Annotated in this window: 14 protein-coding genes; 3 read left to right on the top strand and 11 right to left on the bottom strand. The window is 44.1% G+C overall.

Translation table 11 applies throughout. From position 1 onward, the window contains the following. Positions 1–51 precede the first annotated feature (51 nt). From TQ33_RS10745 to metK, 6 genes are all read right to left on the bottom strand, one after another. A complete protein-coding gene (locus TQ33_RS10745) occupies positions 52–789 on the bottom strand; it encodes a 16S rRNA (uracil(1498)-N(3))-methyltransferase (protein ID WP_046562036.1) in 738 nt (245 codons plus the stop codon). Between the two features lie 19 nt (positions 790–808). Further along, a complete protein-coding gene (locus tag TQ33_RS10740; protein ID WP_046562035.1) occupies positions 809–2,158 on the bottom strand; it encodes an adenosylmethionine--8-amino-7-oxononanoate transaminase in 1,350 nt (449 codons plus the stop codon). Positions 2,159–2,280: 122 nt separating this feature from the next. Continuing rightward, positions 2,281–2,673, bottom strand: a complete 393-nt coding sequence (locus TQ33_RS10735) for a hypothetical protein (RefSeq protein ID WP_046562034.1) — start codon at positions 2,671–2,673, stop codon at positions 2,281–2,283. Between the two features lie 111 nt (positions 2,674–2,784). Further along, entirely contained in the window at positions 2,785–3,018 is a 234-nt protein-coding gene (locus TQ33_RS10730; protein WP_144405977.1) for a hypothetical protein, read from the bottom strand. Between the two features lie 391 nt (positions 3,019–3,409). Next, entirely contained in the window at positions 3,410–4,807 is a 1,398-nt protein-coding gene (gene ahcY, locus TQ33_RS10725) for an adenosylhomocysteinase (RefSeq protein ID WP_046562032.1), read from the bottom strand. Between the two features lie 42 nt (positions 4,808–4,849). Next, complete coding sequence (gene metK / locus TQ33_RS10720; protein ID WP_046562031.1) at positions 4,850–6,010, bottom strand: methionine adenosyltransferase; 1,161 nt, start codon at positions 6,008–6,010, stop codon at positions 4,850–4,852. Positions 6,011–6,250: 240 nt separating this feature from the next. Between metK and TQ33_RS10715 the strand changes: the two genes are divergently transcribed. Further along, positions 6,251–7,117 (top strand): ion transporter, encoded by an 867-nt coding sequence (locus tag TQ33_RS10715; protein WP_046562030.1) that lies wholly within the window; start codon positions 6,251–6,253, stop codon positions 7,115–7,117. 28 nt (positions 7,118–7,145) lie between these two features. On the opposite strand, the gene TQ33_RS10710 is transcribed toward TQ33_RS10715, so the two are convergent. Together TQ33_RS10710 and coq7 are read right to left on the bottom strand one after the other, a co-directional pair. Next, the gene (locus TQ33_RS10710; RefSeq protein WP_052735289.1) at positions 7,146–7,520 is read right to left on the bottom strand and encodes a DUF6746 family protein; all 375 of its coding nucleotides are present in this window, start codon (positions 7,518–7,520) and stop codon (positions 7,146–7,148) included. A 99-nt stretch (positions 7,521–7,619) separates the two neighbouring features. Continuing rightward, positions 7,620–8,258 (bottom strand): 2-polyprenyl-3-methyl-6-methoxy-1,4-benzoquinone monooxygenase, encoded by a 639-nt coding sequence (gene coq7 / locus TQ33_RS10705; protein WP_046562029.1) that lies wholly within the window; start codon positions 8,256–8,258, stop codon positions 7,620–7,622. A gap of 83 nt (positions 8,259–8,341) precedes the next feature. Between coq7 and TQ33_RS10700 the strand changes: the two genes are divergently transcribed. After that, positions 8,342–9,856 (top strand): AAA family ATPase, encoded by a 1,515-nt coding sequence (locus TQ33_RS10700; protein ID WP_179944371.1) that lies wholly within the window; start codon positions 8,342–8,344, stop codon positions 9,854–9,856. A gap of 27 nt (positions 9,857–9,883) precedes the next feature. After that, on the top strand, positions 9,884–10,480 hold the full coding sequence (locus tag TQ33_RS10695; RefSeq protein ID WP_046562028.1) for a glutathione S-transferase family protein: 597 nt from the start codon (positions 9,884–9,886) through the stop codon (positions 10,478–10,480). 23 nt (positions 10,481–10,503) lie between these two features. Here TQ33_RS10695 and TQ33_RS10690 read toward each other — a convergent pair whose 3' ends face one another. The 3 genes from TQ33_RS10690 to TQ33_RS10680 form a co-directional block, all read right to left on the bottom strand. Next, on the bottom strand, positions 10,504–10,839 hold the full coding sequence (locus tag TQ33_RS10690) for a YdbL family protein (RefSeq protein WP_046562027.1): 336 nt from the start codon (positions 10,837–10,839) through the stop codon (positions 10,504–10,506). Between the two features lie 87 nt (positions 10,840–10,926). Continuing rightward, positions 10,927–11,121: a YnbE family lipoprotein gene (locus TQ33_RS10685; protein ID WP_052735288.1), complete on the bottom strand. Its 195-nt coding sequence runs from the start codon at positions 11,119–11,121 to the stop codon at positions 10,927–10,929. A gap of 67 nt (positions 11,122–11,188) precedes the next feature. After that, positions 11,189–13,840 (bottom strand): intermembrane phospholipid transport protein YdbH family protein, encoded by a 2,652-nt coding sequence (locus TQ33_RS10680; RefSeq protein WP_046562026.1) that lies wholly within the window; start codon positions 13,838–13,840, stop codon positions 11,189–11,191. Between the last annotated feature and the right edge of the window lie 41 nt (positions 13,841–13,881).

The following is a 13,881-nucleotide window of genomic DNA, read 5'->3' as shown; positions in this document are numbered from 1 at the left end:
TGCTTTTTTTGATGGTATGCCATTTAAGAGTCTCACGGTTAGACTTTATTCTTATTTAAAATCACCCCATAAGGTATTCATCACCGAAACAGCGGCCAGGGCAGCAGTTTCTGTTCTTAACACTCGTGGTCCTAGTTGGACGGCTGTAATATTGTTATTGAGGGCTTGTTCGATTTCTTTGTCACTAAAGCCTCCCTCAGGACCTACCCACAAAGCAATTGTGCCAGTTGGTTCTGCATCCGAATAGGCACTAAAAGAGTGCTTGGCATCAGGATGAAGAAAGAAGTGGTGGGAGCTATTCGTTTGTTCTAACGCACTAGATAAATCAATAACAGGATTCAATTTCGGCAAGGTTGAGCGCCCACATTGTTCACAGGCGCTTTGAATCACTTTTTCCCAGTGCTGAACTTTCTTTTCCCAACGCTTCGGGTCGAGTTTCACGCCACAGCGTTCGGTTAGCAGTGGCGTAAACTCCTTAATGCCGAGCTCTACACCTTTCTGTAAGGTTAAGTCCATCTTGTCACCACGGGAGACACCTTGGTATAGATGAATGTGAAGCGGTGACTCGAGATTTTGCGATTGGCAACTTTGAATATGGACACTGACTTGGTTGCGCTCAATGGCCTCAATCACGCCATGGTAATCGACACCATCACCGTTAAATAAAGTAACGGGGTTGCCAGCTTTAAGACGCAATACACGGCTTAAATGATTGCTTGCTTCATGATCCAGCTGAAGCAGTTGGCCTACGTTTAATTCTTCAGCAGTATAAATACGAGAAATACGCACGGTAAGCCCTTATGGTGAATTAGTCTTTAGTCGCCAATTGAATGCCTTTCCAAGCGATATCAGCCAGTTTATCAATCTCTTCAGGCGTGATTACATAAGGCGGCATAAAATAAACTACATTACCAAGAGGACGTAGTAGGGCGCCACGAGACAAGGCGTATTCGTAAACGCGCATACCGCGACGTTCTTTCCAGTCATAACCTTGGCGAGTCTTTTTGTCTTGCACCATCTCTGCCGCCAGAATCATGCCCGTCTGACGCACTTCAGCTACGTTTGGATGATCAGCGAAGTGAGCAGTTGCTTGCGCCATGTGCTTGGCTAACTCTTGGTTATTTTCAATAATCGGCTGCTCGCGGAAAATCTTTAATGTAGCATTAGCCACCGCGCAACCTGTGGCATAGCCTGTGTAGCTGTGTGAATGAAGAAACGCTTTTAGGGTTTCATAATCATCGTAAAATGCTTCGAAAATTTCTTCACGAGTCATCATCACCGACAAAGGCAAAAAGCCCGCGGTTAAACCCTTCGACAGACACATAAAATCAGGCGTGATATCAGCCTGCTCACAAGCGAACAAAGTGCCCGTACGACCAAAACCAACGGCAATTTCGTCGGCAATTAAATGCACGCCGTATTCATCACACAGCTTGCGTAACTCGGTTAAATACACCGGATGGTACATACGCATGCCGGTAGCGCACTGAACCAGTGGTTCAAGTATGACTGCTGCTACTGTTTCATGCTTTTCCTCGATCAACTTGCGCATATGCACAAATTGACGGCGTGAATATTCTTCCCAACTTTCGCCTTCCTCGCGGTAATAGCAATCAGGCGAAGGAACCGTCATCACATCAAACATCATGGTTTCGTAAGGCTCTTTATAAAGCCCCACATCAGAAACTGCCAAAGCACCGGTAGTTTCGCCGTGATAACCATTTTCTAGCGTCACGAACTGAGTCTTTTCGGGCTTATCCATAAGCTGCCAGTAGTGAATGCTCATCTTCAACGCAATCTCGACTGCTGACGAGCCGTTCTCGCCGTAAAACACACGGTCTAAGCCTGGTGGCGTAATCTTTACTAAGTTCTCCGCCAGCTCAATCGCAGGCTCGTGGGTAAAGCCAGAGAAAATAACGTGCTCCAGCTGATCGACCTGATCCTTCATCGCCTGCGCAATGGTTGGGTTGGCGTGACCAAAAATATTGACCCACCATGAGCTCACCGCATCGATATAGCGATTACCATCAAAGTCCTCGAGATAGACGCCATCACCTTTCTTAATCGGCGTCATCGGGTATTTCTCGTAGTCCTTCATCTGACTACAGGGATGCCATAAAACGGCCAGATCGCGCTCTTTCAGAGTTGCGTTATTCATAATATAAACTTTGTGATTGAATCAATCGTGGCGCTATTATCGCGTATTTGAGGATAAGTCTCAAAGGGTGGTTTGGTTGGCTGATTTTCTTTGAGCGTCTTAGACATTAATTGTAGGCTGTATTATTCATGGATAAAAAATATATCAGTTTCCTTACCATTATCAACCATCGGCACCTCTATTGACTTTAACGCATTGAGTACCGATAGGAATTCCTCTTCGGACATAATATACCCAATTTTGGCACAGAATAGTTTGTGTAATTCTTGTCTACTTACTGTTATTTTATCTAGGCTTAATAATTTATTTTCGTGAAGCAATTCAGCAAGAAGTAGTACTTTATCCGACGGGATATCATATTCTTGAGCATGCCATACAAAGTCTTGAGTTTCTTCTGAGTTTCCAATCTCATAAAACACTGTTCCAGCAATACTTGTCTCTGATTCAGTTTTCCAGTGTATTTCTTCGGCACCAATCGCGCCTAAGAACTCAATTAAGAAAGTCTTTCTTTTCATAATCTTTGAAAACGAAGTTAGAGTATAATTCGAAGTAAACTAATATACTCTGACCTCATCAATTTTCCAAGCGGAGTGTATTGGGTCGCGGTGCCTAAACTTGTTAAATATTTACTCTGCCTCAAGCTCATAATAGATGTGGTTATCTTCATCGTTAATTTGCACTTCTTTTACTACTTTTAATGCGCCGGCCTTAACTAGTAAAGAAAGGTCATCATGTAATGAATCAGGGCTACTTGGTTTAATTTCTTCGCCATCAACCTCAACCCAATGGTATAGCCCATACGGCAAGTAACCGAGCCATTCAGACTTATAAATGATTTCCCTCGTGCTATGACGTTTCACGGCCATCCTTAGCGAAAAAAATAACTCTTCTTGGTGCTTCAGAAGATTCATATTCGATTACATTTAACATTTTATTATAAGAATTCGTTCGGACTCTATTATCATTAGTCTTTATTTACAAGTGTCCATTATAGAGATAACCCAGGGATCAGCGGACGTGTTGACCGCTATATCCAGTATCTTTAAGGCGTAATGGGTAGTTATATTAGGAATTTGTCACCGCTTTTTACGAATAATGATATTTTTATAGAGTTAGTGTTTATTCTTAGTTTGCAAGTTTAGGTATTTGAAAAAACTAGGTGAGGTGTTGCTGGTTGGTGGGGTTGGTTAAATTGTTTAGGTACAAAAAAGCCGGCAACTGCCGACTTTTTTGCATCACAGCTAAAAGTGATTAATAACGATAGTGTTCAGGCTTATATGGGCCTTCGACTTCAACGTTGATGTAAGCTGCTTGCTTGTCGGTTAGCGTGGTTAGACGCGCGCCGATGCGCTCTAGGTGTAACTTGGCAACTTTTTCATCCAGGTGTTTCGGTAGGATGTAAACGTCGTTGTCGTATTTGTCACCATTCTTCCAAAGTTCGATTTGCGCTAGAACTTGGTTAGTGAACGAGTTCGACATGACGAAGCTTGGGTGGCCTGTAGCACAACCAAGGTTTACTAGACGACCTTTTGCTAACAAGGTAATACGCTTACCGTCTGGGAATACCACTTGGTCAACTTGGTCTTTAATGTTGATCCATTCGTAGTCTTCTAAACTAGCGATGTTAATTTCGTTATCGAAGTGACCGATGTTACAAACGATCGCTTGGTCTTTCATGCGTTCCATGTGCTCATGGCGAATGATGTCGTAGTTACCGGTTGCTGTCACGAAAATATCTGCTTGCTCAACCACGTTCGGATCTTCTAGATCGACCACACGGTAGCCTTCCATCGCTGCTTGTAATGCACAAATCGGGTCGATTTCTGTTACCCAAACGGTTGCACCAAGGCCACGTAGCGATTGCGCAGAACCTTTACCGACGTCGCCGTAACCACAAACGATTGCGACTTTACCCGCGATCATCACGTCAGTTGCACGCTTAATACCGTCGACTAGCGACTCACGGCAGCCGTACAAGTTATCGAACTTAGATTTTGTCACTGAGTCGTTAACGTTAATCGCTGGGAATGGTAGTTCGCCAGATTTCTTCATTTGGTAAAGACGAGCAACACCTGTTGTCGTTTCTTCGGTCACGCCTTGAATCTCAGCAAGCGTTCGTGAGTAGAAAGTGTCGTCTTCAGCCAGCTTCGCTTTGATTGACTTGAATAGAGCAACTTCTTCTTCGCTACCTGGGTTATCCAATACGCTGATGTCTTTTTCAGCACGGCTACCTAGGATAAGTAGCATCGTCGCGTCGCCACCATCATCTAGGATCATGTTTGGAGAACCGCCGTCGCCCCATTTCATGATGCGGTGCGTGTAGTCCCAGTATTCGTCTAGCGTTTCGCCTTTGTACGCGAACACAGGAATACCCTGGTCAGCCATCGCTGCCGCAGCGTGATCTTGCGTAGAGTAGATGTTACAAGAAACCCAACGTACCTCGGCTCCAAGCGCGATGAGTGTTTCCATTAACATGGCGGTTTGGATCGTCATGTGCAATGAACCTGCGATGCGCGCGCCTTTTAGTGGCTGTTCGCCTTCATATTCTTCGCGAATTTGCATCAAGCCTGGCATTTCGCTTTTCGCCATTTCAATTTCTTTGTGACCCCATGAAGCGAGGCTGATATCTTTTACAATGTAATCTGTCATGTTGTTCCCAATAATTGGTTACGTGTATTTAAAAACGAAAATCTATAGACCAGCGGCAGCTTTAAGCGCTTCGGCTTTGTCAGTGCGTTCCCACGTGAAAGTATCTTCAGTGCGACCGAAGTGACCGTAAGCTGCTGTTGGTTTGTAAATAGGGTGCAATAAATCCAGCATTTGGATCAGGCCGCGTGGACGTAAGTCGAAATGCTCACGAACGAGCTGAACTAACTTGTCTTCGCTAATTTTGCCTGTGCCAAATGTGTTGACGCTGATGGATGTTGGTTCAGATACTCCAATCGCATAAGACACTTGAATCTCACAGCGCTCCGCTAAACCTGCGGCAACAATGTTTTTCGCGACGTAACGGCCAGCGTATGCTGCACTACGGTCTACTTTCGACGGGTCTTTGCCCGAGAAAGCACCGCCACCGTGACGCGCCATACCGCCATAAGTATCGACGATAATTTTGCGGCCAGTTAAACCACAGTCACCCATTGGGCCGCCGATTTCGAACTTACCGGTTGGATTGACGAAGTATTTGGTGTCGCCAGTCACCCATTCAGCAGGTAATACTGGTTTAATGATCTCTTCGATTACCGCTTCTTGTAAGTCTTTCTGCGTGATGTCTGGCGTGTGCTGCGTTGATAATACGACAGCGTCAATGCCCACAGGCTTGTCGTCTTCATAACGGAACGTCAGCTGGCTTTTTGCATCAGGGCGTAACCATTTTAGGCTGCCGTTTTTGCGCAGTTGCGCTTGGCGCTCAACTAAGCGGTGCGAATAAGTAATTGGAGCCGGCATTAAAACGTCAGTTTCATTACTGGCGTAACCAAACATCAAGCCTTGGTCGCCGGCGCCCTGTGCGTCTGGATCATCACGGTCAACACCCTGAGCGATATCAGGGCTTTGTTTGCCGATAGCGTTTAATACGGCACATGAACTAAAGTCAAAGCCCATATCGGAGCCTGTGTAGCCGATATCTTCGATGGTTTTACGGGCAATACCTTCGATATCAACCCAAGCTGTGGTCGCGACTTCACCAGCGACAATAACCATGCCTGTTTTTACCATAGTCTCAACAGCGACACGGGCATTTGTGTCCTGCTCTAAGATGGCATCAAGCACAGCATCAGAAATTTGGTCAGCGATTTTATCTGGATGGCCTTCTGAAACAGACTCAGAAGTAAAGACGGAATAATTGCTCATTGCGTAACTAATACCTTAATTTGTGTGGGATACACTTACAAAAAGGCCGTCAGGTAATCCATGACGGTCAAAAAGTAATCGAATTTTACATCTTTTGGACGTCTAAAACATCTATTTTTACATCTTTTGCCGTGAAAAACACATGAATATAAATAATTAGGGCAAAGTTTGAATATTGCAAGTATCGGTTTATGATGACACTACTGGGAAATAATTCCAAAAGTAGGGCAAAAAATATCAATGAGTCGACAGACAATCCACAAAAGATATAACTTTGATGAAGGCGAACCGCTGGCGCCGTGGCGCGAAAAAATTCATGAAATTATTTTCGAGGCTGATACGGGCTGGGGCAAAACCTTTGATGTTTTCTTGATCATCAGTATTTTCGCTAGTGTTTTTGCAGTGATGCTGGATAGTGTTGACTCTATTTCCACCAAATATCAAACGAGCTTGTTTGTGGCTGAGTGGAGCTTTACGGTCCTTTTTACCATCGAGTATATTTTGCGCTTAATTTGTGTGCGCAAGCCCATGCTGTACGCCAGAAGCTTTTACGGTATTGTTGATCTCTTATCGATATTACCGACCTATTTAGCCTTGTTCTTGGCCGACGCCAAGTATTTCTTAGTCATTCGAATTTTACGTGTGTTACGCGTATTCCGAATCTTTAAACTCGCCAGCTATATTGGCGAAGCCAGCATGATGATGAAAGCCCTGCGTAACAGTCATGCCAAGATTAGTGTCTTTTTATACACCGTTATACTGCTCGTTGTGATTTTTGGCTCATTGATTTATGTGATCGAAGGCGCTGAAAACGGTTTCACCAGTATCCCAACCTCGATTTACTGGGCGATCGTAACTTTAACCACGGTAGGCTACGGCGATATCTCCCCGCAGTCGCCGTTGGGCCAGTTTCTGGCATCCTGCATCATGATCATGGGTTATGGCCTAATCGCTGTACCGACGGGCATTTATAGTGCAGAAATCACCCGCCAAGCGATTAAAGAACATAAAGAGAAAGAAATTACTAATAACGCCTGCCCATCATGTTCCTACGAAGGCCATGACGCCGATGCGGTGCATTGCAAGAAATGTGGGGCAGAGCTATAAAAGCTCTGCTGGGAGTTTTGCCTGAGTTCTACTTTTTATCGGTATAAAAAGCGGCGTCGTCTAAGTAGAGTTTGCCGTAAATCTTGGCTTTTTCAGTTTCCATGCGCTCAGAAGAAAGGTGTAGCTCTTCGAGGTTGCGCTGAGTGATCTTCAGCGACCCTTCTAATATCTTTAAGGCATTCTCCATGCTGTAAGTCATTTCGTGGATTTTGCCCATGTCTTGCGGCTTTAATTCGCCTGATTCTAATAACGCCTGTAGCTTAGGGTTATATTCTTTCAGTACAGCGATGGCTTCATCAACCGTGTTGACGTCTTGGCCTTTGTAATGACGAACTTCAGAGGCGTAAACGGTACCGCTTAACGTGACTATGAAAGCCAAAAGGCTTTTGCTTAATAGATTCATGGATGTCCCTCATATCTGTAAATAATAATCATTCACATTATAAGGTATGTAACGACTACTAGGAAACTATAGAGTGATATTTATTAGAACTAGTCTCTACTAAATGTAATAAACCGTTCTCGTCATGACTTTGGACATGGTTTTCATGCCAAGTTTGACCGGTGTGGGCAGCTCGGCGGCACCATTATCGATAGCGGTGGTGGCGTGCTTGAGTTCTTCGGTGTGCATCTGCGATAAGATCGCTTTGCTTTTGTAGTCTTGCTCGGGCAGTTTGTCGAGATGACTTTCAAGGTGCTTACAGACTTGGTTTTCGGTTTCCGCGACAAAGCCGAGGCTCCATTTATCGCCGACTAATCCTGCTACAGCGCCGATGGTGAAAGAACCTGCATACCATAGTGGATTCAAGTAGCTTTCGTGACTATTGAGTTCGTCTAAACGCTCGCTACACCAAGCGAGGTGGTCTACTTCTTCTTGCGCTGCATGTTCCATTTCTTGGCGGGTTTTTGGCAGTTTGGCGGTCAGGGCCTGGCCTTGATATAGGGCTTGGGCACAGACTTCGCCGGTATGGTTTATGCGCATTAAATTAGCCGCACGCTTTTGTTCATCAGCTGTCAAATCCTGCTCAGCAATATCCTCTGCCGGACTCGTTCGCGGAGCCGCGTCATAGATCCCTTGAGTTGTTTTTAACGCTGAATCGGCTACCATACATAGGCGATCAAAAAAGCTGTATTGGCGCATAAATAAGTAGTGCTTGAACCCGTGTTATGGAATCATTTTAGCGCTAAATGAGAAGAAATAGAAATGATGGGGTAAGTTAATTCATGGCAAGTATCACAGAGCAAAATGATCTTCATATCTTAATCCGGTCAAAAAATCCTATATTGGTGATTGAGACACACGAAGAGAATCGAGCGATGCAACTGATCAATCAGGTAGCCTTCAATATGAACAAGCCGGTGTTTGGTTGGCACTTAACCGAAGGTCTGAGACGTTTGGAAGTTAAGGGCGATCATTTTGCACCGCTGAAAGATACACAAGCCGCTGAGGACTGCTTATCGCACATTAAACGTATGGAGCGGGAAGGTCTGTATGTTTTGTTTGATATGCATCCCTTTATTAACGCAGAGCATCCACAGAATACGCGTTTATTACGTGATATTGCCCTTAATTACCCTAAAGCGAAGCAAACTATCATTTTGATTAGTTATAAGCTATCACTGCCTGACGAGCTTAAACGCTTATCTCGTTCGTTCAGCTTAAAGCTACCTGATGCAGAGGAAATTGAAGGGATAATTCGGAAAGAGGCTGCGCGCTGGGGTGTGAGAAACCCTGATAAGCGTGTTCGAACCGATAAGAAGCTGTTAGCAAGATTGGTTAAAAATTTAGGCGGACTAACGTGGGCCGATGCTGAGCAAATGGTGCGTAACCTCATATATGATGACGGTGTTATTTCAGAAGCTGAGGTCGAAGAAGTTAACCAAGCGCGTTATAAGCTTCTGGATTTAGACGGAGCGGTTCATTATGAATACGAAACCGCCCACTTTGCGGAAGTGGGTGGGATGGTGAACCTAAAAAAATGGCTCCAGTTACGACAAAAAGTATTCCTTAGCGGTGGGGATGGAAAGTTAGAAAAAATCGGACTGGATATCCCGAAAGGGATTTTACTGATGGGAGTGCAGGGCAGCGGTAAGTCGCTGGCAGCTAAAGCTGTAGCAGGCATGTGGGAAATACCATTGCTTCGTTTGGATTTTGGAGCCCTTTATAACAAATGGCATGGCGAGAGTGAGAAGAATTTACGAGAAGCATTGAGCTTGTCGCAAACTATGTCGCCATGCGTTTTGTGGCTGGATGAAATCGAGAAAGGATTAAGCACGTCGGATAGCGATGGTGGTACTTCTAAGCGGATGCTGGGGACTTTACTAACCTTTATGCAGGAAAATGATTCTCCCGTTTTCTTTGTGGCAACCGCGAACGATATCAGCGCGTTACCGCCGGAGTTGATTCGTAAGGGGCGTTTTGATGAATTATTCTTTGTCGATCTGCCTGACTCAATGGCTAGGCAGGAGATTTTTAGAATTCACTTAGAAAAGCGTAATCTGTCGGGGGTGAACTTCGACTTGGTGTTGCTTTCAGATAAAACTGAAGGGTTCAGCGGCGCTGAAATTGAGCAAGCGATCGTGGCAAGTATATACGCAGCTCATTATCAAGGCTGCTCGCTGACAACGGACATGATTTTAGATGAAATTGCTCAAACCAAGCCGTTGTCCGTGGTGATGGCGGAAAAAATATCAGCTTTAAGGGCATGGGCTGACGAACGGGCGGTTAAAGCTAATTAATTCGCACAAAAAACAATAGGAGCGAATATGAAATTGATTTATTCTGATGCATCGCCTTATGCGCGAACAGCGAGAATGGTGGTGCGAGAGTTAGGGCTCGGTTCAAAGGTTCAGGAGGTCGCGTATCATCCCTTTGATAATCCAAAAGAGCTCATTGATGCAAACCCATTGTGTAAGGTTCCTTGCCTAATTGATGATAATGGCATGGCGATTTTTGACAGCCAGATCATGGGTGAATATTTGGATGATTACGCAACCATCGACAAACCGCTTTTTGCAGATGTTAATAACTCGTGGCAGTTAAAAACATTGTATTCTTTAACGCGAGGTTTGTTGGATACTGCGGTTGCCTTACAGCAAGATAAAATGCGTGGCGAAGGGCAGTCAGAGTTTTGGCAGGAGCGCTTCTATAGTGCGTTAGATAGGGGGCTTGCTTATTTACAAAAACACTTGGCCAGCTTTCCTAAGCAATTTGAAATACTGTCGATCAATACTGTGGCTTTAGTCAGTTATCTAAAGTTTAGACACCCTGAGTATACGAACTTGGAGGGATTCACCAAGTTGAACATGTGGTTTGATGAACAACAAAGCCGCCCGAGTGTGAGTCAGACGGCTCCAAAATAATTGGTTAGAGGTTTGCTTGGCGGCTATTTTTTCTGCCAAGCGCCACCGATTTTAATGTAATGACCTGATTGAGTCCGATCAATATTGCGTCTGGCAGCAATGGCCTCGATTTCTGCTAATGACTTGTTATTTTGCTTGGCTTGATTCGCGTAAATTTGACGACGTTTGTCATTCACCTCTTCGACTAATGCCTTCATATCTGGCGTTGCCTTAGCTGGGGTGACAATACCAACATAGCCGTTAGACAATTCGCCTACGACTCCTTGATCTTTCAACTGACCAAGGTTAGCTGCAAACGCTTGCGCTGCCAGTAAAAGACTCGCGGTAGTGATAAGTATCAATTTAGTTAGAGTGTTCATGTTACTCTCCTAATTATTCACCTGATTTATGACCTATGATAGGTAGTTAAATCAATGATCCTTGTTAATAGTTACGATTACTCTGGCCTAAAATAAACCAGATTCCTCAGTTAATACTTGGTCTAATGCTTTTTCAACTTTAACCACTACTTCATGCTTAATGGTGAAGTCACCAATAATATGAATGGGTTTGTCTGGAGCTTCTAGTTTTACTGTGCAACCGCTGACTGCAAATACCGCAGCGCAGAATGCACTGAAAGCAATACTTTTTTTCCTGCTCATAACCAATTCCTTTATCAATAAAAGAGTGCTATACGCCATAGTTCATAGTGTAAAACAATAACATGAATTATTGCTGAATGTTGAGAACTTTTCTTTGTTCCAAGTCATCTAGAATAGGCTTCATCATATCGCCACTGATGATCATTGAATAGAGCATCTCTGGTAAATGGCCTCGTAACGTTAAATCGAGTTTGATCGGAAAGCCATTGTATAAATTAGGGTTTGACCCTAGAACATTAAGTTCAATGGTGTAGTCTCCCTTGGCATCGTAATTGATACTGCCTGAGAACTCTTGGTAATGGAAATTCTCTAAGGCTTGGAATGCAATATTGGCCTCTTTGCCTTTGTCTGACTTCAGTTTAATAACGCCTTCTGTTAAAGCTTTAAAGGTTCCATGAGTAATTTGTTGGCCTTTTTTGCTGATAGTCAGAGGTAAGGTAAAGTCAAAGCGTCCGGTCAGTGTCAGTTTTTCACTATTCAGTGCACTTAATAATGCATTGATATCAACGGCTTTCAAATAAGCCGTAAAAGGCGGAATACCTGATTCATTAACCGTTAACTGGGGTATTTCAAGACTTCCTTTAAGAAGGTTGCCTTTGAGGTTAGTAATGACCAGACTATTGATGGTGTGTGGCATTAAAAACGACACGTTGGTAATCGCAATGTCGGTTGCCAGTTCAATGCTTTCAATGTGACTCTTAAGGGTGCCACCAAGTTTAGAGCTGGGTGTTAGAGAGTCTTCGATGGTCCAGTTCCTAACATAGAACTCATCATAATTGAGGTTGAAATTATCGAGTTTTAGTTTGCCATCAAACAATAGCCCTATTGGGTCGCCATCAAGTGAGTCAATCTCTAGTTGCCCAGAGTTAAAGCTTAATTGAGGGTAATTCTTTAGAATATTCACCCAACCAGTGATGGTTGATACTGGTAGGGACGACTGCTTAACTTTTAAGTTGTGTCGTGAAGTTTCTAAATTAAATTCATAGGTGAATGGTACCTTTGAGTTTTGGTGCTGAAGGTGACCTTGGGCAACGAAATAACGAGTGTTTTTATGCCAGTCTAGTTCTCCGGAGATATTAGAGACACCAATTTGCTGATTATTATAGCGAGCATTTGCAAAGGTAAGTTTGCCCTTGGGTGTTTTCTTTAGGGCAAACTGGAGTGTTCCCTTGAGTGTGTTTAAGTGCAAGGGCTGCTGGGATAAAGAGGCCTTTGAAGCTTGGTAATTTCCAGACAACACTCCATTAGGTGTTTGGTCGTTCTGAATGAAATTAAACTGGGCGGTGATGTCGTTAGCGGAAAATTGCTCTTTTTCGAGGCTAAGGGTGCTATTGAACGTTTCGTTAGCACTGAGTTTCCATTTATGGGTTGGATGGACGCCCTGTTTGAAGCTAATAAAAGAATCGCCCACTATGTCCCAACTGTTTTTCGTGATTGAAGCTGTGGAGTTATTGCCCTGGTAACTCACTGGAGATAGTTTCAACTGTGCTTTGGTACTCTTGATGGTTAATGCTGAGTTCGCTAGAGCTAGGCTCGCTTGAGCCGTCAGCTTGATATTGTTGCTGGACGCTTGATGTTCAGGGGAGTTAAGTTTTGCTGATAAGCTATCAACATCAAGGGTCACTAAAGCTAGCAGCTGTTGCATATTAGCTGAAAGAGGTTGATCAAGGCTCAGGTTGAGCGCAGAGATTGTTGCCTCTGTCTTAATGGCAGGGTTTGTTGCTTTAACGTTGAGCTGACCATTAGGGACTGTTACGTGATTATTGTCGCTTCGATACATGATATGTGTCGTGTCGCTCGGTGAAATCGAAAGGTCATATGTTGGTTCAAAGCTCTCGATATTGGAGCTGATGTGGTTTTGCTGCAAAAAGTCTTGTAGTGCAGGTAATAGTCCCAGTTGTTTGGCGTTGATTTGTGTGGTGACGTGGCTTTCAGGTTCTAGTGTGAGTTCGAACGCTTCGGCAACAGTTACAGTGCCACCTAAAGAAAATTTGACTGGCTCAATCCCAGATTCTGGATAAAGATCCTCTAAGCCTACCGTCCCATTGGTTACAAGCTGCCAATGGTTACTGTTGTATGGTGTGGCTTCAACTATGAGACTGTTTTCAGCCTGCTGAATAGTTGCCTTGATAGTAGATAATTGTTGCTTGTGGCGATTGGCTTGAGCGGTTATAGCAAAGGTCTTATCAAGAAAAGCGACTTGAGTGTTAATGCTGAGGGTTTTGTCCCGATCGCTGAGTTGTATATTTTTAGCGATGATATCTTGTAGCGTTAACCCTTCAACCGTTAATTCTTCAATGGTTATTGTCGATACAGGCAGTTGAGGTAACGGAATCTGCTGTAATGCTTCTTTTTTGTTGGGTTTTGGCGTAGTTTCTGGCCATTTTACCAGCGCTTTTTGTGCAGATATTGAAGTGAGCTTTCTTTGCCACAAGGAATAACCCAAGTCGACATCATGAAAGATCAGTGTGTATTGTGGTTCGGTGCCGACGGTAAGCGATAAGCGATCTATATGAGTTGAGGTGAGGCCGGGGCGTTTAAAATCAAGATCGTCTAACTTAATGGTTGCAGGTAAAAATTTCTGGGCCTGTGCTGGAACCCAAGACGGAGCCGTCCAATAAGCCACACCGAACGCGAGTGCTAGAACGACGCTTGTCCACAGCAGTGTTTTTATCGATATCTTAAGCCAAGAGCGTTTTTGGGTTGTTTCTTGCTGCACTCGAAAACCTATAAGTCCTTGTTATTCCATGGGTAGTGTAA

This window comes from Kangiella geojedonensis (assembly GCF_000981765.1).
GTDB classification, from domain to species: Bacteria; Pseudomonadota; Gammaproteobacteria; order Enterobacterales; family Kangiellaceae; genus Kangiella; species Kangiella geojedonensis.
Note: the sequence above shows the minus strand (reverse complement) of the source record. Positions and strands in the feature narration are given on the sequence as shown.

Bases quoted from the DNA above. Each gene is read 5' to 3' on its own strand.
- TQ33_RS10740 (WP_046562035.1), bottom strand. From the start codon at position 2,158: ATGAATAACGCAACTCTGAAAGAGCGCGATCTGGCCGTTTTATGGCAT.
- TQ33_RS10735 (WP_046562034.1), bottom strand. From the start codon at position 2,673: ATGAAAAGAAAGACTTTCTTAATTGAGTTCTTAGGCGCGATTGGTGCC.
- ahcY (WP_046562032.1), bottom strand. From the start codon at position 4,807: ATGACAGATTACATTGTAAAAGATATCAGCCTCGCTTCATGGGGTCAC.
- metK (WP_046562031.1), bottom strand. From the start codon at position 6,010: ATGAGCAATTATTCCGTCTTTACTTCTGAGTCTGTTTCAGAAGGCCAT.
- TQ33_RS10715 (WP_046562030.1), top strand. From the start codon at position 6,251: ATGAGTCGACAGACAATCCACAAAAGATATAACTTTGATGAAGGCGAA.
- TQ33_RS10710 (WP_052735289.1), bottom strand. From the start codon at position 7,520: ATGAATCTATTAAGCAAAAGCCTTTTGGCTTTCATAGTCACGTTAAGC.
- coq7 (WP_046562029.1), bottom strand. From the start codon at position 8,258: ATGCGCCAATACAGCTTTTTTGATCGCCTATGTATGGTAGCCGATTCA.
- TQ33_RS10700 (WP_179944371.1), top strand. From the start codon at position 8,342: ATGGCAAGTATCACAGAGCAAAATGATCTTCATATCTTAATCCGGTCA.
- TQ33_RS10695 (WP_046562028.1), top strand. From the start codon at position 9,884: ATGAAATTGATTTATTCTGATGCATCGCCTTATGCGCGAACAGCGAGA.
- TQ33_RS10690 (WP_046562027.1), bottom strand. From the start codon at position 10,839: ATGAACACTCTAACTAAATTGATACTTATCACTACCGCGAGTCTTTTA.
- TQ33_RS10685 (WP_052735288.1), bottom strand. From the start codon at position 11,121: ATGAGCAGGAAAAAAAGTATTGCTTTCAGTGCATTCTGCGCTGCGGTA.